General features: G+C 72.5%; 22 protein-coding genes and 1 pseudogene. 14 read left to right on the top strand and 9 right to left on the bottom strand.

The window, feature by feature from the left end:
- Positions 1 to 6: 6 nt before the first annotated feature.
- A pseudogene (locus AB0J12_RS35930) lies at positions 7 to 127 on the top strand (NADP-dependent oxidoreductase); the annotation flags it as partial.
- Positions 128 to 202: 75 nt separating this feature from the next.
- On the opposite strand, the gene AB0J12_RS35925 reads toward AB0J12_RS35930, so the two are convergent.
- Positions 203 to 967: an MBL fold metallo-hydrolase gene (locus AB0J12_RS35925; RefSeq protein WP_363268900.1), complete on the bottom strand. Its 765-nt coding sequence runs from the start codon at positions 965 to 967 to the stop codon at positions 203 to 205.
- Positions 968 to 1,062: 95 nt separating this feature from the next.
- Between AB0J12_RS35925 and AB0J12_RS35920 the strand changes: the two genes are divergently transcribed.
- Positions 1,063 to 1,683, top strand: coding sequence for a CGNR zinc finger domain-containing protein (locus AB0J12_RS35920; protein ID WP_363268898.1), 621 nt, complete (start codon positions 1,063 to 1,065; stop codon positions 1,681 to 1,683).
- Positions 1,684 to 1,806: 123 nt separating this feature from the next.
- On the opposite strand, the gene AB0J12_RS35915 is transcribed toward AB0J12_RS35920, so the two are convergent.
- From AB0J12_RS35915 to AB0J12_RS35900, 4 genes are all read right to left on the bottom strand, one after another.
- Positions 1,807 to 3,252 (bottom strand): HAMP domain-containing sensor histidine kinase, encoded by a 1,446-nt coding sequence (locus tag AB0J12_RS35915; protein WP_363268896.1) that lies wholly within the window; start codon positions 3,250 to 3,252, stop codon positions 1,807 to 1,809.
- 1 nt (position 3,253) lies between these two features.
- Entirely contained in the window at positions 3,254 to 3,958 is a 705-nt protein-coding gene (locus AB0J12_RS35910) for a response regulator transcription factor (RefSeq protein ID WP_363268937.1), read from the bottom strand.
- A gap of 198 nt (positions 3,959 to 4,156) precedes the next feature.
- Positions 4,157 to 4,762: an FMN reductase gene (locus AB0J12_RS35905; RefSeq protein WP_363268895.1), complete on the bottom strand. Its 606-nt coding sequence runs from the start codon at positions 4,760 to 4,762 to the stop codon at positions 4,157 to 4,159.
- Positions 4,759 to 5,847 (bottom strand): LLM class flavin-dependent oxidoreductase, encoded by a 1,089-nt coding sequence (locus tag AB0J12_RS35900; RefSeq protein WP_363268894.1) that lies wholly within the window; start codon positions 5,845 to 5,847, stop codon positions 4,759 to 4,761. The genes AB0J12_RS35905 and AB0J12_RS35900 overlap by 4 nt, the downstream gene beginning before the upstream one ends.
- Before the next feature lie 138 nt (positions 5,848 to 5,985).
- On the opposite strand from AB0J12_RS35900, the gene AB0J12_RS35895 reads away from it, so the two are divergent.
- Together AB0J12_RS35895 and AB0J12_RS35890 are read left to right on the top strand one after the other, a co-directional pair.
- Positions 5,986 to 6,777, top strand: coding sequence for a helix-turn-helix domain-containing protein (locus tag AB0J12_RS35895; protein ID WP_363268893.1), 792 nt, complete (start codon positions 5,986 to 5,988; stop codon positions 6,775 to 6,777).
- Positions 6,778 to 6,849: 72 nt separating this feature from the next.
- The gene (locus tag AB0J12_RS35890; RefSeq protein WP_363268892.1) at positions 6,850 to 7,041 is read left to right on the top strand and encodes a hypothetical protein; all 192 of its coding nucleotides are present in this window, start codon (positions 6,850 to 6,852) and stop codon (positions 7,039 to 7,041) included.
- Positions 7,042 to 7,051: 10 nt separating this feature from the next.
- Here the strand turns inward: AB0J12_RS35890 and AB0J12_RS35885 are convergent, their stop codons facing one another.
- Positions 7,052 to 7,936 (bottom strand): NADP-dependent oxidoreductase, encoded by an 885-nt coding sequence (locus AB0J12_RS35885; RefSeq protein ID WP_363268891.1) that lies wholly within the window; start codon positions 7,934 to 7,936, stop codon positions 7,052 to 7,054.
- 123 nt (positions 7,937 to 8,059) lie between these two features.
- Between AB0J12_RS35885 and AB0J12_RS35880 the strand changes: the two genes are divergently transcribed.
- The 3 genes from AB0J12_RS35880 to AB0J12_RS35870 all read left to right on the top strand — a co-directional run bounded on the left by AB0J12_RS35880 (position 8,060) and on the right by AB0J12_RS35870 (position 10,570).
- Positions 8,060 to 8,476, top strand: coding sequence for a helix-turn-helix domain-containing protein (locus AB0J12_RS35880; RefSeq protein WP_363268890.1), 417 nt, complete (start codon positions 8,060 to 8,062; stop codon positions 8,474 to 8,476).
- A 216-nt stretch (positions 8,477 to 8,692) separates the two neighbouring features.
- A complete protein-coding gene (locus tag AB0J12_RS35875) occupies positions 8,693 to 9,721 on the top strand; it encodes a hypothetical protein (protein ID WP_363268888.1) in 1,029 nt (342 codons plus the stop codon).
- Between the two features lie 108 nt (positions 9,722 to 9,829).
- The gene (locus AB0J12_RS35870; protein WP_363268887.1) at positions 9,830 to 10,570 is read left to right on the top strand and encodes a class F sortase; all 741 of its coding nucleotides are present in this window, start codon (positions 9,830 to 9,832) and stop codon (positions 10,568 to 10,570) included.
- On the opposite strand, the gene AB0J12_RS35865 is transcribed toward AB0J12_RS35870, so the two are convergent.
- Positions 10,567 to 11,040 carry a MarR family transcriptional regulator gene (locus AB0J12_RS35865; protein WP_363268886.1) on the bottom strand — a complete coding sequence of 158 codons (474 nt, stop codon included), beginning with the start codon at positions 11,038 to 11,040 and terminating at the stop codon, positions 10,567 to 10,569. The two genes, AB0J12_RS35870 and AB0J12_RS35865, sit on opposite strands and share 4 nt — an antisense overlap.
- 90 nt (positions 11,041 to 11,130) lie before the next feature.
- The gene (locus AB0J12_RS35860) at positions 11,131 to 11,631 is read right to left on the bottom strand and encodes a hypothetical protein (RefSeq protein WP_363268885.1); all 501 of its coding nucleotides are present in this window, start codon (positions 11,629 to 11,631) and stop codon (positions 11,131 to 11,133) included.
- 174 nt (positions 11,632 to 11,805) lie between these two features.
- On the opposite strand from AB0J12_RS35860, the gene AB0J12_RS35855 reads away from it, so the two are divergent.
- The 4 genes from AB0J12_RS35855 (at position 11,806) to AB0J12_RS35840 (ending at position 14,433) form a co-directional block, all read left to right on the top strand.
- Entirely contained in the window at positions 11,806 to 12,144 is a 339-nt protein-coding gene (locus AB0J12_RS35855) for a YnfA family protein (RefSeq protein ID WP_363268883.1), read from the top strand.
- Positions 12,145 to 12,218: 74 nt separating this feature from the next.
- Positions 12,219 to 12,995, top strand: a complete 777-nt coding sequence (locus tag AB0J12_RS35850; protein WP_363268882.1) for an SDR family NAD(P)-dependent oxidoreductase — start codon at positions 12,219 to 12,221, stop codon at positions 12,993 to 12,995.
- On the top strand, positions 12,995 to 13,150 hold the full coding sequence (locus AB0J12_RS35845) for a hypothetical protein (protein ID WP_363268881.1): 156 nt from the start codon (positions 12,995 to 12,997) through the stop codon (positions 13,148 to 13,150). The genes AB0J12_RS35850 and AB0J12_RS35845 overlap by 1 nt, the downstream gene beginning before the upstream one ends.
- A gap of 14 nt (positions 13,151 to 13,164) precedes the next feature.
- On the top strand, positions 13,165 to 14,433 hold the full coding sequence (locus AB0J12_RS35840) for a tyrosine-protein phosphatase (protein ID WP_363268880.1): 1,269 nt from the start codon (positions 13,165 to 13,167) through the stop codon (positions 14,431 to 14,433).
- A 163-nt stretch (positions 14,434 to 14,596) separates the two neighbouring features.
- Here the strand turns inward: AB0J12_RS35840 and AB0J12_RS35835 are convergent, their stop codons facing one another.
- Positions 14,597 to 15,790: an RtcB family protein gene (locus AB0J12_RS35835; protein ID WP_363268879.1), complete on the bottom strand. Its 1,194-nt coding sequence runs from the start codon at positions 15,788 to 15,790 to the stop codon at positions 14,597 to 14,599.
- 202 nt (positions 15,791 to 15,992) lie between these two features.
- On the opposite strand from AB0J12_RS35835, the gene AB0J12_RS35830 reads away from it, so the two are divergent.
- The 3 genes from AB0J12_RS35830 to AB0J12_RS35820 form a co-directional block, all read left to right on the top strand.
- Positions 15,993 to 16,844 (top strand): DUF3558 domain-containing protein, encoded by an 852-nt coding sequence (locus AB0J12_RS35830; protein WP_363268878.1) that lies wholly within the window; start codon positions 15,993 to 15,995, stop codon positions 16,842 to 16,844.
- 118 nt (positions 16,845 to 16,962) lie between these two features.
- Positions 16,963 to 17,895, top strand: coding sequence for a DUF3558 family protein (locus AB0J12_RS35825; RefSeq protein WP_363268877.1), 933 nt, complete (start codon positions 16,963 to 16,965; stop codon positions 17,893 to 17,895).
- Positions 17,896 to 18,049: 154 nt separating this feature from the next.
- Positions 18,050 to 18,267 (top strand): DUF2637 domain-containing protein (locus AB0J12_RS35820; protein ID WP_363268876.1); only part of this gene is annotated, 218 nt, incomplete at its 3' end.

Here is an 18,267-nt window from a genome sequence, read left to right as displayed (position 1 = left end):
CCGCGCTTCGACCACGCGGACATCGTGGAGACGAGCATCCGCATGGAGGGGTTTCCCGGTCCGCAACTACCTTGATCTGCAGGAGGAGTTGCACCAGTTCGCGGTGCCGCATCTGCAGAGCGGACGTCCGGGGGCAAGGTGGTGACGCCGTAGCCGATCGCCCCGGGCGGGCCGGCGGCGCGCCGGCCCGCCGCGCGCGGCGTCAGTCCACGACGAGCCGGTCGGCCAGCCCCGCCTCGGCGAAGGCCTTGACCACGTCCTCGCGGCCCTCCGTGAAGTGGGTCCAGCTGTCGCAGTGCACGGGGACCACCCGGCGGGCGCCGAGCAGGCGGGCGGCCTCGGCGGCGCCGGCGCCGTCCAGGACGAGCAGCGCGCCGTCGAAGAGGGGGGTTCGCGGCGCACCGGCGAACAGCACCGCCGTGTCGACCGGTCCGAACCGGTCGGCGATCTCCCGGACGGCGTCCAGGGAGGCGTTGTCGCCGCTGACGTAGACCGTGGGCAGACCCTCACCGGTCAGGACGAACCCGGTGACCTGGCCGGCGACGGGTTCGACCTGCTCCTTGGTGCCGGGGCCGTGCACGGCGGGTACGCCGGTGACGGTCAGCGTGCCGCCGCCGGGCCGGTCCAGCTCGACCGGCTCCCAGTCCGCGAGGCCCTGGGCCCCCGCGCCGAGCCGCCGCGCACCACCGGTCGTGGTGAGCGTGAGCGGTACGCCGGCGAGCAGGGCGCGGCCGGAGTGGTCGAGGTTGTCGGGGTGCTCGTCGTGCGAGAGCAGGACGACGTCGACGCGGCCGAGGGCGGCCGGGGTGGTGCGGGACGGGGCGGTCTTGGTGAGGGCGCGGCCGCCGCCGATCGGGTAGTCGCCGGGCTCGTCGAAGGTGGGGTCGGTGAGGAAGCGCAGGCCGCCGTACTCGATGAGGGCGGTGGGGCCGCCGTAGGTGTGCACGGGGAGGTCGGAAGAGGACACGTCGAAGCACCTCACAGAGGGATGTCACGGATGACCCGATGTCTATCCGTGAGAAGAACGGTAGTCGTACCTCACGGATGGGCGCAAGCCGTACCATGAGGAACATGACGCAGACCGCGCCCGCCGAGCCCCTGGAACCGGCCGCCCCGCCCGCGCCGGGCGCCGAGCAGTACCTGGCGCTCGACCTCGCCAACAGCGCGATGGCCGTGCCCGGCGGGCACACCCTCGACCTGCTGTCGAGCCCGGCGGACGCCACCCGCTGGCTGGCCGAACGCGGCCTCGCCCCGGCCGACGCAGGCCTGCGGGAGATGTGCGCGGCGCAACTGCGCTCGCTGCGGGAGCAGATCCGCGCGCTGATCGCCTCCCGCGTCGACGGGCAGCCGGCGCCGGCCGGCGCCCTGGCAGCGGTCAACGACGCGATGACGAAGGCCCCGGCCACCGCGCTGCTGCACTGGGACACCACACGCGGACTGCACCGGGCCGCCGCCCACCCCACCACCCAGATCCTCGAACACGCCCTCGCGGCCCTCGCCGCCGACGCCGCCGACCTGCTCACCGGCCCCGACGCCGACCGCCTCACCGCCTGCGGCTCACCGCCGTGCACCCGCTACCTGCTGCGGCACGGCCGCCGCCAGTGGTGCTCCACCCGCTGCGGCGACCGCGCCCGAGCGGCCCGCGCGTACGCCCGCCGCACCGGTCGGGCACTTCAGGACTGACGCCGGGCCCGCCTCGCTCGACCAGGGCGCCCGTCCGTGCGGCCCGCACGGCCCGGACGACCTGTGCCTCGTCCTGCGCCGCGACCTGCACGACGTCATGATCGGCCGTGGCCTCCGTCACCGTCAGCCGCCGTCTTCCTCCCGCCGCGCCGGTGCCCCCGCCACCGTGAAGCCGATCACCGAGCCGCCGCCCTCGCGGTGCTGCGCGAACGGCGCTCCGCCGTGAACCAGGGCGACCTCCCGCACGATGGACAGGCCGAGGCCCGAACCGGGCAGGGAGCGCGCGTCGGCGGCGCGGTAGAAGCGGTCGAAGACGCGCAGCAGGTCGGTGTCGGTGATGCCGGGCCCGCGGTCGAGGACCTCGACACGGACCGTGCCGGGGCGGGCCGGGCCGGCGACGTTGATCTCGATGGGCGAGGTGCCGTCCCGGTCGAACTTGGTGGCGTTCTCCACCAGGTTGGACACCGCCCGCTGGAGCATGCCCGGCCGGCCGTACGTCGTCGTGTCGCCGCTCGCGCGCAGCACGATCTCGCGGCCGGTACGGCGGCGGGCGAGACCCGCGACGTCCTCGGCGAGGTCGGCGAGGTCCACCCGCTGGGGCGGCTCGCTGTCGGACTGGCCGGCGGCGAGGTCGACGAGCTCGTTGACCAGGTCGGTCAGCTCGCGGGCCTCCTGCCCGAGGTCGGCGACCAGCTCCTCGCGGGAGCCGGGCGGCAGTTCGTCGATCCGCTTCAGCAGGGAGATGTTGGTCCGCAGCGAGGTCAGCGGCGTGCGCAGCTCGTGCCCGGCGTCCTGGACCAGGCGGCGCTGGTCCTCCTCGGACTGGGCGAGCCGGCCCAGCATCCGGTCGAAGGCGCGGCCGAGGCGGCCCACCTCGTCGTAGCCGGTGACGGGCACCTGGATGCCGAGCCGGCGGGTGCGGGCCACGTCCTCGGCGGCGGCGGTCAGGACGATCAGCCGGCGGGTGATGCGCCGGGCCAGCCACCAGCCGAACAGCCCGGCCGCGACCACGACCGCCGCCATCAGGATCAGCGTGCGCTGCTGCAGCGCCCGCAGCAGGTCCTCGGTGTCGCTGAACTCCTGGGCCACCTGCACCGCGCCGCGCTTCCCGCCGAGGGAGACGGTGGCGACGCGGTACACGTCGCTGCCGACGTCCACGTCCTTGTGCAGCACCATGCGCCCGGCGCTGCCCGCGGCCGCGACGGTCCGGTCGGCCTCGGTGACCGGCAGCGCGGGGCTGCCGCTGTCGGAGACCGCGCCGTCCGCGCCGAGCACCTGCACATTGGTGCGGGCCGGGCGGACGACGTCGTGACCGGGAGCGGAGGAGGAGAAGTCCTCCGGGGACATCCGGTGCTGGCGCACCTCGCTGCGCACGTCCTGCACGACCTCGTCGAACACCGACTGCTGGTCGACGCGCACCAGCCGGGCGGCGGCGTTGTAGGACAGGATGCCGACCAGGACGGTGACGGCGGCGGTGACGGCCGCGAAGGACACCGCGAACGTGGTGCGCAGGGAGACGAGTCCGGGGCGCCGCCCGGACACCAGGCGGCGCAGACGGCCGCGCCCCATGTCAGTCCTCCCGCAGCACGTAACCCACGCCGCGCACCGTGTGGATCAGCTGCGGGGCGCCGGGCTCGTCGAGCTTGCGGCGCAGGTAGCCGACGTACACGGCGAGGTTCTTGGAGCCGGGGCCGAAGTCGTAGCCCCAGATCCGGTCGTAGATCGTGGAGTGGTCGAGCACGATGCCCGCGTTGCGCACGAGCAGTTCCAGCAGTTCGAACTCGGTGCGGGTGAGTTCCAGCTCGCGCCCGCCGCGCCAGGCCCGGCGGGCCTGGGGGTCCATGCGGATGCCTGCGGCCTCGATGTGCCGTTCGGGCAGCTGCGGCTCCTCGCGGGTCACCGCGGGGGCGGGGGCGTCGGGGCTGGTGCGGCGCAGCAGGGCGCGCAGCCGGGCGAAGACCTCCTCGACGTCGAACGGCTTGACGACGTAGTCGTCGGCGCCGGCGTCGAGCCCGGCGATCCGGTCGGCGGTCTCCACCAGCGCGGTCAGCATGAGGATGGGTGTGCGGTCGCCCTCGGCGCGCAGCACGCGGCAGACCTGCAGTCCGTCGATGCCGGGCATCATCACATCCAGGACGAGCACGTCCGGCGGCGACTTGTGGGCGTGCGCGAGCGCCTCCACGCCGTCGGCGACCGCGGTCACCTGGTAGCCCTCCAGGGTGAGGGCGCGTTCCAGGGCGTGGCGGATGGCGCGGTCGTCTTCGGCGAGGAGCACTGTCTGGGGCACCCGACCAGTCTGCCAAGGCCAGCGGCGGTGCGGTCGGGCGAGTGGTGCGACGATCACCCTTCTTACTCGGATCTCACCGTCACGGGGTCCGTGACCGGGGACCCCGGTCACGGACTCTGCCCGAGCCGCCGGCGCCGGGGGGCAGCGGGGGCAGCGGGGGCTCGGGGCGGAGCCCCCGCTGTCCGGTCAGGCCGTCGGCCGCAGCGCGGCCAGCCGCTGCTCGAAGGGGACGACGTCGAAGGCGTCCCGCTGGGCCGGCGGCCGGGCCGTGGACAGCCCGGCCGTCAGCGCGGCCAGCTCGCCCGCAGCCCGTTCGATCCGCTCCGGCAGGCCTTCCGCGCCCCAGTCCTCGGAGGCGGCGTAGACACCGGTCGGGACGACCACGGCCCGCAGGTAGGCGAACAGCGGCCGCAGGGCGTGGTCCAGCACCAGGGAGTGCCGTGCGGTGCCGCCGGTCGCGGCGATCAGCACCGGCTTGCCCGCGAGCGCGTCCTGGTCGTGGGCGCCGAGGGCGTCGAAGAAGGACTTGAACAGTCCGCTGTACGACGCCGAGAACACCGGCGTGACGACGATCAGCCCGTCCGCCGCGCTCACCGCGTCGAACGCGTCCGACAGCTCCGTGCCTGGAAAGCCGCTGGTGAAGGTGTGCGCGATCGCCACGGCGAGGTCACGCAACTCGATCACCCGCACCTCGGCCCCGGTGCGCTCGGCGGTGGCGGCGGCCAGCCGGTCGCCGAGCAGCCGGGTGGAGGAGGGCACGCTCAGCCCCGCGGAGATGACGACGAGTTTCATACGGTGGCCTCCTTACGGGCGGTCGCGAGCAGGGAGGCGTGGGTCGGCGCCTCGGGCACACCGGCCGGGCGGCCGACGGCGAACTCCTTGCGCAGCACCGGCACGACCTCCTCGCCGAGCAGGTCGATCTGCTCCAGCACGGTCTTGAGCGGCAGCCCGGCGTGGTCCATCAGGAACAGCTGGCGCTGGTAGTCGCCGGCGTACTCGCGGAAGGACAGCGTCTTGTCGATGACCTGCTGCGGGGAGCCGACGGTCAGCGGGGTGTCCCGGGTGAACTCCTCCAGGGAGGGCCCGTGGCCGTAGACCGGCGCGTTGTCGAAGTAGGGCCGGAACTCGCGCACCGCGTCCTGGGACTTCTTGCGCATGAACACCTGCCCGCCGAGGCCGACGATCGCCTGCTCGGGCGTGCCGTGGCCGTAGTGGGCGTACCGGTTGCGGTACAGCTCGATCATCCGCTTGGTGTGGTCGGCCGGCCAGAAGATGTTGTTGTGGAAGAACCCGTCGCCGTAGTACGCGGCCTGCTCGGCGATCTCCGGGGAGCGGATGGAGCCGTGCCAGACGAACGGCGCCACGCCGTCCAGCGGCCGGGGGGTGGAGGTGAAGCCCTGCAGCGGGGTGCGGAACTTTCCTTCCCAGTTCACGACGTCCTCGCGCCACAGGCGGTGCAGCAGGGCGTAGTTCTCGATGGCGAGGTTGATGCCCTGCCGGATGTCCTGCCCGAACCAGGGATAGACCGGCCCGGTGTTGCCGCGGCCCATCATCAGGTCCACGCGCCCGTCGGCCAAGTGCTGGAGCATCGCGAAGTCCTCGGCGATCTTCACCGGGTCGTTGGTGGTGATCAGCGTGGTGGACGTGGAGAGGATGAGCCTCTCGGTCTGCGCGGCGATGTAACCGAGCATGGTCGTCGGGGACGAGGGCACGAACGGCGGGTTGTGGTGCTCCCCGGTGGCGAACACGTCGAGCCCGGCCTCCTCGGCCTTCAGCGCGATGGCGACCATGGCCTTGATGCGCTCGCGCTCGGTCGGCGTCCGGCCGGTGGTGGGGTCCGGCGTGACGTCGCCCACGCTGAAGATACCGAACTGCATGGTCGCTCACCCTCCAGTTAGTTGATTATTGAACTATATCGCCCAACCGCCACCCCGCCCCCCGTATTCCACCGACCGCCGGCAGGACCCCGGCCCTGCTCGGGGGCCGCTGTCACAGCCCCGTCCTACGATCCCGGCATGGCCGCTCCTCGCCGTGACACCCGGGGCATCGTCGACGCCGCCGCCCTCTTCGCGCACGTGGACTTCCGCCGCCGCATGCCGGCCGAGCCACTGCGCCCCTACCTGGAGCACTACTGGCTGATCGACTGGGACCTGTCCCAGCCGTACGCGAGCCACGTGGTCCCGCACCCCTCGGTGAACATCGTCTTCCAGCGGTACTCGGGACAGGAGCCGTTCGCCGAGGTCTCCGGCGTCGGCCTGGAGGTGTCCACACACAAACTGGAGGGCCGGGGCCGGGTGTGCGGCATCCAGTTCCGCCCCGGCGGCTTCCGCCCCTTCCGCCCGGGGCGCCCGGTGTCGCACTGGACGGGCAGACGCCTCCCGCTGACGGACGTGGACGCGGCCGCCGTCCTCACCCCCGACGACGAGGACGCCCGCGTCGCCGCACTCGACGCCTTCCTGCTCGCTCTCGACCCGCACCCCGATCCGCAGGCGGACCTCGCGATGACCCTGGTCGACCGGGTCCGCACCGACCGCACGATCCGCCGGGTCACCGAACTGGCCCGCTCCGAGGGCCTGTCGGTACGACTGCTGCAACGCCTCTTCGCCACCTACGTCGGCGTAGGCCCCAAGTGGGTCATCCTGCGCTACCGCATCCACGAGGCCCTGGAGCACGCCGAAAGCGGCACCGGCGTCGACTGGGCCGCCCTCGCCGCCACCCTCGGCTACGCCGACCAGGCCCACCTGATCCGCGACTTCACATCGACGGTCGGGGTGCCGCCGACGGCGTACGCGAGGGCGGTTCACTGACCGCCGCACCACATAACTCCTTGACGCCACGAGCCGACCTCTGGATATTTATCTGCGTGACGCAGATATTGCATGACGCAGAGTCAACTGGCCAACGCACTCGGCGCCGCCGCGGTGACCACGGTGTACTTCGCCGCCGTGCCCGACGGCGGTGAGGGCCACGCCCTGACCGTGACCCTCACCGTGGTCGCCGTCTCCGTCGCCGCCTGCCTGCCCCTCGTACGCCTCCTGCCGCGCACGGCACCCGAGGGCCACGGGCACTGAGCCGGTACCGCTACGGCACCAGCACCAGACGTCCGCGCACCCCGCCCTCCGCGAGCCGGGCGTGCGCCTTGGCCGCGTCGTCCAGCGCGAACGTCTCGGCCACCCGCGGGGTCAGCACCCCCTCGTCCACCAGCCGCACCAGCTCCGCCAGCCGCGCCCCGTCGGCGCTCACCTCGACCGCCGCGGTGCGCACCCCGCGCACGGAGGCGGGCTGGGCCTGCGGAATCACCCCGGTGTACGCGCCACCGTCCCGCACCCACGCCAGCGCCGTCTCACCGAGCACCGCCGCGTCCAGCACCGCGTCGAAGGCACCGGCCTCAACTGCGGTGACGTGCGCGGCGCCCAGCGAGCGCACCAGTTCCGCGTCGCCCTCCCGGGCCAGCCCCGTCACCGTCACACCCCGGTGGGCGGCGAGCTGCACGGCGTACCCGCCGACCGCCCCGGCCGCGCCCGTCACCAGCAGCGACTGCCCCGGCGTCAACTCCAGCAGATCAAGGGCCTGTACGGCGGTCAGCGCGTTCAGCGGCAGCGTCGCGGCGTGCACCGCGTCGACCGTGGCCGGCGCCCCGGCCACCGCGTCGGTGTCGACGACGACGTACTCGGCGTGCGCGCCGAGCGGCTCGACCATGCCGTAGTCCAGCGCCACGACCTCGTCCCCGACGCTCCAGGCCGTGGCGACACCGGTCGCGTCGACCGTCCCGGCGATGTCCCAGCCCAGCCCGATCTGCTTGCCGGCGCCTCCGAACGCCCCGGCACGCACCCCCGCGTCCACGGGGTTCAGCGCGCTCGCGGCGACCCTGATCCGCACCTGCCGCGCGCCCGGCTCCGGCCGCTCCGTCTCCACGACCTCCACTGCCTCGGGCCCACCGAAGGTCCTCACCACTGCAGCACGCATGTCAACTCTCCCTGTTCTCCGGGCACTTTCCTGTGCCCCTGACGGCGAGAACAACCGTAAAGAGAGCTACTATCCATAGGGAAGTAGTTACCTGGAGGTGCCTACCGCACCGGGAGGAGAGCCATGGCGACCACCACCGCGGCCCAGCGCCGCGAACAGGCCCGCATCGAGTACGACGCCTTCCTGCGCGAATGCCCCACCAACCAACTCCTCGGCCGGCTCAGCGACAAGTGGGTCAGCCTCGTCGTCGCCGCCCTGTCCGCCGGACCCATGCGCTACAGCGACCTCAGCCGCAAGATCGCCGGCGTGAGCCCCAAGATGCTCACCCAGACCGTGCGCACCCTCGAACGCGACGGCATCGTCACTCGTACCGTCACCCCGTCCGTCCCGGTCCGCGTCGACTACGCGCTCACCCCGCTCGGCAGCAGCCTCGCCGCGCTGCTGACCGCCGTGAAGGACTGGGCGGAGACCCACTTCGACGAGGTGCACGCGGCCCGCGAGCGCTACGACGCGGAGAACGGCGGGAGGCCGGAGAAGTAGCCCGGGAAGCGGCCCGAGAGGCAGCCGGAGAGACAGCCCTGGAAGTGCGCCGTCGCCCCGTTACGCAGTGGTGACGGTTCTCGCACCGATCAAGGTCATGTGATCAGCAGACTTGCGGCATCGCACAGCGCAGGGCCGAACCGGGGGGCCGGACCAAGGACCGCGCGGGGCGATCTCCTTGTCTTCACCACTCGTGCCGTCCCTGGGGGGATCACCATGTCTGCTGTGTTCTCGCGCCACCGCGTCGTACTCCGCGCCGCCGTCGCCACCGCCGCGCTCGCCGGCGCCCTGCTCACGCCGGCCGTCGCCTTCGCCGCCGACGGCCAGGGCAACACCGACGCGCACTGCACCGCGACGCAGACCGTCCCCTCCGCGTTCGGCGGCTGGACGGTCGACCTGACCAACAGCCTCTCGGCGGGCCCGAAGGCCGTGCTCAAGGACGACAAGGGCAAGTCGGTCGCCACGGTGGACCGCGCCCACCCCGAGGACCTCACCAACGGCCTCAAGATCAAGAACGCGGACACCACCAGCCCGCTCTTTCTCGACCGCTCACAGGGCGACCCGATGCCGTGGCGCGAGACGCCGTTCCCGGCACTGCCGAAGGACTGCGTGCAGACGGGGACGGGTTCCGGGACGGGGACCGGTTCAGGTACGGGCACCGGCACCGGCACTGGCACCGGCACCGGCACCGGCACCGGCGAGGTCACCGTCCTCGGCAAGTGCACCGTGATGCAGACCATCCCCTCCCGCTTCGGCGGCTGGACGGTCGACCTCACCAACAGCCTCCGCACCGGCCCCAAGGCCGTGCTGAAGGACGACAAGGGCAAGGCGGTGTCCACCGTGGACCGCAACCGCCTCGAGGACACCGTCAACGGCCTGAAGATCAAGGACGCCTTCAGCACCGCCCCGCTCTTCCTCGACAACAACCAGGGCGGCGACGCCCCGTGGCGCGAGACGCGCTTCCCCAAGCTCCCCAAGGGCTGCCTGAACACGGACACCGGCACGGGCAAGGACACGGGCACCTCGAAGCACAGCGGCACCGGCACGACGGAGACCGCCCCGACTGCTCCGGCCAAGACCACCCAGACCAAGGTCGTCCCGGCCGGCGGTGTGGCCGCGGGCGCCGAGGGCACCGGTGGTGAGCACGACACCGCGATGCTGGCGGGCGGCGCCGCCCTGGCCGCGGCCGGCGTGATCGGCCTCGGTTACGTGGTCCGTCGGCGCCGCACCGGCGCGGGCGTCTGACCCCCCGGTCAGCACTGCACCCTGGCGGGCCACCGGTCGTCACCGGCGGCCCGCCTTCCGCGGCTCCGCCAGCGCACCCGAAGAGCCCGAGGAGCCCGAGGAACCCCGATGAACGCGCCCTCCGCCCAGGACGCCCCGCCCCCGCCCTACCGCAGCCGCCTGCGCTGGATCGCGGTGCCGGCAGGGGCCGCGCTGGCCGTCGGCACCTGGATGACGCTCACCGCCGTACGCGCCGACACCGGCGCACCGGCCGCACACGGTCCGGCCGCGAACATCACCGCCTCCACCCCGCCGCCGCCGGCCGCGCCCAGCCCGGTCGCGTCCCCCTCCCCACCGGCGCCGCTGCCCGCCGCCAAGCCCGTGCGGGTCCGCGTCCCGGCCGCAGGCGTCGACACCTCCCCCGTCCTCGCCCTCGGCCTGGCCGCCGACGGAACCGTCCAGGTACCGTCCGTCGACCAGGCGGACCGCATCGGCTGGTACCGGGAGGGCGTCACCCCCGGCCAGACCGGACCGGCCGTGCTGATCGGCCACTTCGACACCGCCAAGGGCCCCGCGGTCCTGCGCGACGTGGCCCGGGTGCGTCCCGGCGACACCATCACCGTCGACCGCGCCGACGGCTCCACCGCCGTCTTCACCGTCCGCGCCCTGCAGCAGGTGGACAAGAAACACTTCCCCACCCAGCGGGTGTACGGCGACACCACCCGCCCCGAACTGCGCGTCATCACCTGCGGCGGCGACCTGCGCGCAGGCCACCGCCCGGACAACATCATCCTGTACGCCGACCTGTCCCGGACCTCCGGAAGCCGAGCCTCCGGCGGCCCAGGGCCTGATCCCGACGACAGGCCCTAGACGTCCCCCGCCCGCAGCCGCGCCACCTGCTCCGCGCCGAACCGCGTCGTCCGGCGCATGTGGTCGACGATGACGCCGAGCTGGGACTCGTCCAGGTCGTCGAAGAGGGCGTACCAGCCGCCGCCGAGCCGGTCCCACATGCGGCCGAACTCGGCGATGCGCTCCGGCACGGTCACCACCAGCACTTTGCGCCGGTCCGCCGCGTCCCGCTCCCGGCGCACATAGCCGGCCTTCTCCAGCCGGTCCACCAGACGCGTCGCCGACCCGGTCGTCAGCCCCGTCAGCTCCGCGATCCGGCCCGTGGTCACGGGCCCCTCCTCCAGCGTGAGGAGGTTCAGGCACTGCACATCCGTGGGATGCAGCCGCAGGTGGTCGGCGACGGCCTGGTTGAACAAGGCGTACGACGCCATGTACCGCCGGGACACGCCCGACAGCTCCTCCAGCAGCCGCGCCCGCCCGTCCCGCGCCATCCGCCGCACCCCTTCGCTTGCGTGATGCAGAAAGCGTACGACGCAGCGACAGCCCGCCGTGCCGGCGGCGCGGAGGCCGGGCCGGAGCCGTCAGAAGGGGTACGCGTCCCCGGTGTCCAGCACGAGCACCTGGTAGCGGTCGTTCGCCCGGTTGTGGTCCGGGACGCCGCCGCGCCACACCGTGCCGATCTCCAGCCGCACCTCCGCGGGCCGGCCGCGCAGCCGCAGGTCGAGATCGATCCGCTCGCCCACCTCGCCCGCGGTGAGCGCGCCCGTACGGCACACCACGTCCCGCGCGCCGGTGCGCACACACCCGTCCGGCAGCCGCTGCCCGCCGTCGGCGAGCGGCACCGACCAGCGCAGCCGCACCGCCGCCTCCGGCACCGCCGCCGGCCCCTCGTTGCGCGACGTCAGCTCCACCCGGACCCGGCCCCGGCTGAGCACCACCGACCCGTGGTACGCGAGGTCCGCCTCCCGCACCACCTGCCCGGCGCCCGGCCCGGCCACCGCGACGGCGGCACCCGCCGGCCCGCCCACCGTGACCGCACCGAGCGCCGCCAGCGCCGTACCCCACATCGCAAGCCTTCGCACGCCACCCACTCCTCACCGACCGTCCGGCACATCGCTGCCATGTATCCCCCACCGGCCCCGGCCCAGGCGCCGTCCATCAGGTGACACCACCCCACCGCTCGCGCCCCCTCCCCGGCCCGGTGCCGCCGTCCCGGTCCCGGCCGACCCCCACGGGCCGTGTGCCAAGCTGCCCGCATGCCCATCCTGAAGTCGGCCGCCCTCTTCGTTCTCGCCGCGATCCTGGAGATCGGTGGCGCCTGGATGGTCTGGCAGGGCGTGCGCGAACACCGCGGCTCGCTGTGGGCCGTCGGCGGCGTCCTCGCCCTCGGCGCGTACGGCTTCGTCGCCACCTTCCAGCCCGACGCCCACTTCGGCCGCGTCCTCGCCGCCTACGGCGGGATCTTCGTCGCCGGGTCCCTGCTGTGGGGCGCCGTCGCCGACGGCTACCGGCCCGACCGCTGGGACCTGGCCGGCGCCCTCGTCTGCCTGGCCGGCATGGCGCTGATCATGTGGGCGCCGCGCGGCAACGGCTGACCGGCCCCGGCCGCCTGGCGGCGCCGCCGCCTATCCTGGGGCGAGCCAGCGCACAGACGTCCGAGGAGCAGCCCATGGCCACCGCCGCACCGTCCGCCGCCGCCCGCATCGCCGTCGTCACCGGCGCGAGCAGCGGCATCGGCGCCGCCACGGCCCGCCGGCTGGCCGCCGCCGGCTACCGCGTCGTCCTCACCGCCCGCCGCAAGGACCGCATCGAGGCGATCGCCGAGGAGATCAACTCCGCCGGGCACTCCGCGACGGCGTACCCGCTGGACGTCACCGACCGCGCCGCCGTCGACGAGTTCGCGACCGCGTTCAAGACGATCGGCGTGCTGGTGAACAACGCCGGCGGAGCCCTCGGCGCCGACCCGGTCGCCACCGGCGACCCGGACGACTGGCGCGCGATGTACGAGACGAACGTCATCGGCACGCTCAACCTCACCCAGGCCCTGCTGCCCAAGCTGGAGGCGAGCGGCGACGGCACGGTCGTCGTCGTGTCGTCGACCGCCGGCCTCAGCACCTACGAGGGCGGTGCCGGTTACGTCGCCGCCAAGCACGGCGAGCACGTCCTCGCCGAGACGCTGCGCCTGGAGATCGTCGGCAAGCCGGTCCGCGTCGTCGAGATCGCGCCCGGCATGGTCAAGACGGACGAGTTCGCCCTCACCCGCTTCGGCGGCGACCGGGAGCGGGCGGAGAAGGTCTACGAGGGCGTCGCCGAACCGCTGACCGCCGACGACGTCGCCGAGACCATCACCTGGACCGTCACCCGCCCCAGCCACGTCAACATCGACCTGCTGGTGGTCCGGCCGCGCGCCCAGGCGTCCAACACCAAGGTCCACCGGGAACGCTGATGGCCGACGACGAGCCCGAACTGTCGCCGGAGCAACGCCGCCTGGCCCAGGAGACGAAGGACGAACGCCAGGTGTGGATCTTCCTGGCGTACTTCCTCTTCGGCATCCACATCGTGGCGTTCGTCATGATCTACGCCGTCCGGCACGCCAAGTAGGGCTGAATAGGCGGGTGGACCGACACATACCCTTCGACGCCCTGCGCAACTTCCGCGACCTGGGCGGCTATCCGACCCCCGACGGCACCCACCGGGTCCGCCCCGGCCGTCTCTACCGCTCCGACTCCCTCGGCAAGCTCAGCGAGGGCACGGCGGACTGGGACCGCTTTTTGTCCCTCGGCGTCGGCACGGTCATCGACCTGCGCCACCCGTGGGAGATCGAGCGCTCCGGCCGCGTCCCCGAGCACGCCTCGCTCACGTACCACCACCTGAGCATCGAGCACCGCCCGTACAACCAGGCGGCGTTGACCCCCGACATCGAGCCTGGCCCCTACCTGGCCGAACGCTTCATGGAGGTGGCGGAGGACGGCGTCAAGGAGATCCGCGAGGCCCTGGAGACCATCGCGGACTCGGCCCGGCGCGGCACCCCCGTCGTCTTCCACTGCGCTTCCGGCAAGGACCGCACCGGCGAGATCGCCGCCCTCGTCCTCGCCCTCCTCGGCATCGACGAGGCGACGATCACCGAGGACTTCAGCCTCACGGAACTGGCCACCGGGGCCCTGCTCGCCGACTGGCGCACCCGCAACGGCGGCGCGTCCCCCACCTGGCCCGGCTTCGGCCGCGCGCCCGCCGCGATCATGCGCCTGTTCCTGGCCGCCCTGAAGGAGCGGTACGGCAGCGTCGAGGCGTACGTCACCGACGCCCTCGGCATGGACGCGACCAGCCTCGCGGCCACCCTGCGCGAGGCCCTCCTGGAGCCCCGCCCCACGGCCCACCCGGCCCTGACCTACCGCAAGGCCACGGAGGCCGACGCCCCGCTCCTGGTCCGCCTGCGCGACACCGCGGCCCTGTGGCAGCTGGCCCGGGGCATCGACCAGTGGAAGCCGGGCGAGAAGGACGAGGCCCACTTCGTCCGTCGTATGCGCGAGGGCGAGGTCTGGCTCGCCTACGCCGGGAACACCCTGACCGGCGCCTGGGAGCTGTGGTGGACCGACGAGGCGGCCTGGGGCCCCCGCCCTGCCGACGCCGGCTACATCCACCGCCTGATGACCACCCCGCACACGGCCCCACCCGGCACGGGCCAAGCGATGCTGGCCCAGGCCGAGTCCCGCATAACGGCAACAGGCCGCCCCCACGCCCGCCTGGACTGCCTCTCGACCAACCCCCGCCTGCGCGCCTACTACGAGTCGGCGGGCTACCGGGTGGTCGGCGAACAGCCCGGGAAAACGGACGGCGGGGGCAGCCCGTACGCCGTAACACTCCTGGAAAAGCAGCTCAGTTAACTCACAGGGGTGAACAACATCGATGTTTCGACCCGGCTGCTGTGATTCCTGTCTGGAAGGCATCAGGAACGACGATCCCGGCCGTATGACCACACTGCTCCCGCGGTCTGCACCGTCCGGAGGGGCTCGCCGCCGCGGCCGGCCCCTCCGGTTCATTGCGTGATTACCCCTTGACGCAGACCACCTGCTTCAGCTTCGCCACGACCTCGACGAGGTCCCGCTGCTGGTCGATGACCTGATCGATCGGCTTGTAGGCGCCCGGGATCTCGTCGACGACGCCGGAGTCCTTGCGGCACTCCACGCCCTGGGTCTGCTCCTCCAGGTCCTTGGTCGTGAAGCGCCGCTTGGCCGCGTTGCGGCTCATCCGGCGGCCCGCGCCGTGCGAGGCGGAGTTGAAGGACTTGTCGTTGCCGAGGCCCTTCACGATGTACGAGCCGGTGCCCATGGAGCCGGGGATGATCCCATAGTCGCCCGAGCCGGCCCGGATCGCGCCCTTGCGGGTGACGAGCAGGTCCATGCCGTCGTAGCGCTCGCGGCTGACGTAGTTGTGGTGGCAGCTCACCTCGGGCTCGAAGGTCACCTTGGCCTTCTTGAACTCCTTGCGGATCACATCCTTAAGGAGCGCCATCATGATCGATCTGTTGTGCTTGGCGTACTCCTGCGCCCAGTAGAGATCGTGCTCGTACGCCGCCATCTGCGGGGTGTCCGCGACGAAGACCGCCAGGTCGCGGTCGACCAGGCCCTGGTTGTGCGGGAGCTTCTGGGCCACGCCGATGTGGTGCTCAGCGAGCTCCTTGCCGATGTTGCGGGAGCCGGAGTGCAGCATGAGCCAGACGGAACCGGTCGTATCCGTGCACACTTCAACAAAATGGTTGCCGCTTCCGAGCGTTCCCATCTGCTTTGTCGCCCGTTCCTGACGGAATTTGACCGCCTCGGCGACGCCCCCGAACCGCCCCCAGAAGTCGTCCCACCCGGCCGTGGCCAGCCCGTGGAACCGCCCCGGGTCGACCGGGGCGTCGTGCATCCCCCGCCCCACCGGAATCGCCTGCTCGATCTTCGAGCGCAGGCGTGACAGGTCGCCCGGCAGGTCGTTCGCCGTCAGTGACGTCTTCACCGCCGACATCCCGCAGCCGATGTCCACGCCGACCGCCGCCGGGCACACCGCGCCCTGCATCGCGATGACCGAGCCGACCGTCGCGCCCTTGCCGTAGTGGACGTCGGGCATGACGGCCAGGCCCTTGATCCACGGCAGGGTCGACACGTTCCGCAGCTGCTGCAGTGCCCCGTCCTCGACCGTCGCCGGATCCGTCCACATACGGATCGGCACCTTGGCGCCGGGCAGCTCTACGTACGACATCTCGGTTTCCTCATTCCCCCGGAAAACAGAACAAAAGTCTTGGATCGCAAAAACCGGCGCCAAGGTCGATGAAATGGACAACGGACCGGCGTCCACGGTCGTGCGTGCGATACACATGGTGCACAGGGGGCGCCCCCGTGCGGCAAGCGAATAACCAGCGCGGACACCGACCGCCCGCGCACCGTCGAGAGGAGCCTCACCCGTGCAGCGCAAGGCGTACGTACCCGGCACCGTCGCCCTTCTCGCGGCGCTGCTGGCCGCCTGCACCAGCGGCTCCGACGAGGGCGGCCGTACCGACAACTCCAACCCCGGAGAGCCCGCCACGGCCACCGCGGTCGCCGAGCCCGGCAAGTACCGCACGCTGCCCGAGCCGTGCGGCGTGGTCGGCCACGACACCCTCGACGCGCTGCTGCCCGGCATCCGGCAGATCACCGACGAGGAGCAGCGGCAGAAGGCCTACCAGGGCGAGGCGGAGCTGACGTACAACACCGACCGCAAGGTCGGCTGCCGTTGGAAGGTGGAGTCCGCGGCCGCCACCGACCATCTCTCCGTGGACTTCGAGCGGGTCGTCTCCTACGACAGCGCCGTCAGCGACGACACCCAGGCCGAGCAGCTCTTCGCGCGCCTGGAGACGGCGGCCGACCTGCCGGCGCCGCGCACCTCGGCCACCGCGGACTTCGACACCTCGAGCCCGTCCGGAACGCCGTCCCCGACGGCACCCTCCACCGCGCCCTCCGCGTCGCCGTCCGGTGCGCCGTCCGGGTCCGCTTCCGGATCCGTCTCCCCGTCGCCGTCGGCCTCGCCCACCACCGACCTCCAGCCCCGCACCCTGGACGACGTCGGCGACGAGGCGTTCCTCGACGACCAGCTGGGCGGCCCGGGTTCGACGGCCAAGCAGCGCACGGTGACTGTGGCGTTCCGCACGTCGAACGTCATCGTGACCATCCGGTACGAGGAGCAGCCGACGACCGTCACCGCGGTCCCGGACAGCAAGGAAATGCAGGACAGCGCCCGGAAACTGGCGGCGCAGCTGGACGATTCACTGTCCGGCTGACCCGCCCGGCGCTCCCCGCCGCCGCCGTCCGGAGAGCGGACGAAGCCCGACCGCGTGGCTGCGGCACCGCGTACCGTGGCCCCTCGGACCCGTTCCGACCGCAGGAACCACGAGCCACATGAGTGAAGGAACCATGCAGCGACGAGCCCAGCGTGACGACCAGCGTGAGATGCGTACGAAGCGCCCGCAGCGCGCAGCGCGGCTGAACCGCGTCCTTGTCTGCGCGGCCGCCGTCCCCGTGATGCTGGTGGCCGCCGGTTGCTCCTCCTCGGACTCCGGCTCCGGTGACCAGGCCAAGGCCGGCTCCAGCGCCGGCGCGAGCAGTTCGTCGTCGTCGGCGAGCGCGTCGCCGACCGTGCAGGCAGCGGCGTACGCCAAGTTGCCGCAGGCGTGCGGGGTGCTGTCGAAGAAGACGCTGGAGGACCTGGTGCCCAAGGGCCCCAAGGGCAAGGAGGGCAGCTCCGGCGACATCGCTACGCGGACCAGCTGCTCCTGGAACAGCCTGGACAACAAGGGTGTGAAGGGCTCGCAGTTCCGCTGGCTGAACGTCTCACTGCTGCGCTTCGCGTCGGACGCCTCGCGTGGCTCCGGCAACGAGCAGGCCCACGCGTACTTCCTGAAGCAGGTGCAGGAGGCGAAGTCGACGGCGGGTGCGAAGAACACCACGTCGCAGCCGGTCGCCGGGGCGGGCGACGAGGCGACGACGGTGCGCTACGACCTGAAGAAGAAGGAGGGCGACTTCAAGCAGCAGACGGTCGTCGCCCGGGTCGAGAACGTCGTCGTCACCCTGGACTACAACGGCGCCGGTCTGGCCGGTGACAAGGCGCCCGACGCCGGTGAGCTGGCGAAGGCCGCGGAGCAGGCGGTGAAGGAGGCGGTGGCCTCGGTGTCGTCCGCGAACGGCGACGGCGGCGGCTCGGGCGGGACCAGCAGCACGGGCGGTGGCAAGGCCCCCGCGTCGCCGTCGGCCTCCGCGTCGAAGTCCGCGTCCCCGTCGGCTTCCGCGTCGAAGTCCGCCTCCCCGTCCGCTTCGGCGGCGAAGAAGGGCTGACGGCCCCGTAGGACGTCAACAGGACCCGGTCTGGGCCTGTTTGCCGGAACCCGGCCCTCCGCGGGGCCGGGCTACGGCCGTACCGGCACGACGTTCGCCGTACACATGTGCCACCCTGTTGCGCGCAACAGCATGCAAGGGGAGGGGAGTACGAGTGGCCGCGCCACTGAAGCTGACTCGGATGCACCGCGTTCTCATCGGTGTGGTCGTGTCGGGCGCCCTGATCATCGCGGGGATCGGTTTCGCCGGTTCCTACGCCGCCGTGCGGGAACTGGCACTCAAGAAGGGCTTCGGCAACTTCTCCTACGTCTTCCCGATCGGCATCGACGCCGGCATCTGTGTCCTGCTCTCCCTGGACCTGCTGCTGACCTG

This window comes from Streptomyces sp. NPDC049915 (genome assembly GCF_040656475.1).
Classification (GTDB): Bacteria; Actinomycetota; Actinomycetes; order Streptomycetales; family Streptomycetaceae; genus Streptomyces.
The sequence above is the reverse complement of the archived record's forward strand: the minus strand, read 5'-3'. Positions and strand labels throughout refer to the sequence as shown.

Excerpts from the sequence above, each read along its gene's own strand:
- AB0J12_RS35895 (WP_363268893.1), top strand. The coding sequence starts at position 5,986 with ATGGCCGCTCCTCGCCGTGACACCCGGGGCATCGTCGACGCCGCCGCC.
- AB0J12_RS35890 (WP_363268892.1), top strand. The coding sequence starts at position 6,850 with ATGACGCAGAGTCAACTGGCCAACGCACTCGGCGCCGCCGCGGTGACC.
- AB0J12_RS35850 (WP_363268882.1), top strand. The coding sequence starts at position 12,219 with ATGGCCACCGCCGCACCGTCCGCCGCCGCCCGCATCGCCGTCGTCACC.
- AB0J12_RS35900 (WP_363268894.1), bottom strand. The coding sequence starts at position 5,847 with ATGCAGTTCGGTATCTTCAGCGTGGGCGACGTCACGCCGGACCCCACC.
- AB0J12_RS35905 (WP_363268895.1), bottom strand. The coding sequence starts at position 4,762 with ATGAAACTCGTCGTCATCTCCGCGGGGCTGAGCGTGCCCTCCTCCACC.
- AB0J12_RS35920 (WP_363268898.1), top strand. The coding sequence starts at position 1,063 with ATGAGGAACATGACGCAGACCGCGCCCGCCGAGCCCCTGGAACCGGCC.
- AB0J12_RS35865 (WP_363268886.1), bottom strand. The coding sequence starts at position 11,040 with ATGGCGCGGGACGGGCGGGCGCGGCTGCTGGAGGAGCTGTCGGGCGTG.
- AB0J12_RS35880 (WP_363268890.1), top strand. The coding sequence starts at position 8,060 with ATGGCGACCACCACCGCGGCCCAGCGCCGCGAACAGGCCCGCATCGAG.
- AB0J12_RS35885 (WP_363268891.1), bottom strand. The coding sequence starts at position 7,936 with ATGCGTGCTGCAGTGGTGAGGACCTTCGGTGGGCCCGAGGCAGTGGAG.
- AB0J12_RS35845 (WP_363268881.1), top strand. The coding sequence starts at position 12,995 with ATGGCCGACGACGAGCCCGAACTGTCGCCGGAGCAACGCCGCCTGGCC.
- AB0J12_RS35915 (WP_363268896.1), bottom strand. The coding sequence starts at position 3,252 with ATGGGGCGCGGCCGTCTGCGCCGCCTGGTGTCCGGGCGGCGCCCCGGA.
- AB0J12_RS35825 (WP_363268877.1), top strand. The coding sequence starts at position 16,963 with ATGAGTGAAGGAACCATGCAGCGACGAGCCCAGCGTGACGACCAGCGT.
- AB0J12_RS35855 (WP_363268883.1), top strand. The coding sequence starts at position 11,806 with ATGCCCATCCTGAAGTCGGCCGCCCTCTTCGTTCTCGCCGCGATCCTG.
- AB0J12_RS35875 (WP_363268888.1), top strand. The coding sequence starts at position 8,693 with ATGTCTGCTGTGTTCTCGCGCCACCGCGTCGTACTCCGCGCCGCCGTC.
- AB0J12_RS35835 (WP_363268879.1), bottom strand. The coding sequence starts at position 15,790 with ATGTCGTACGTAGAGCTGCCCGGCGCCAAGGTGCCGATCCGTATGTGG.
- AB0J12_RS35870 (WP_363268887.1), top strand. The coding sequence starts at position 9,830 with ATGAACGCGCCCTCCGCCCAGGACGCCCCGCCCCCGCCCTACCGCAGC.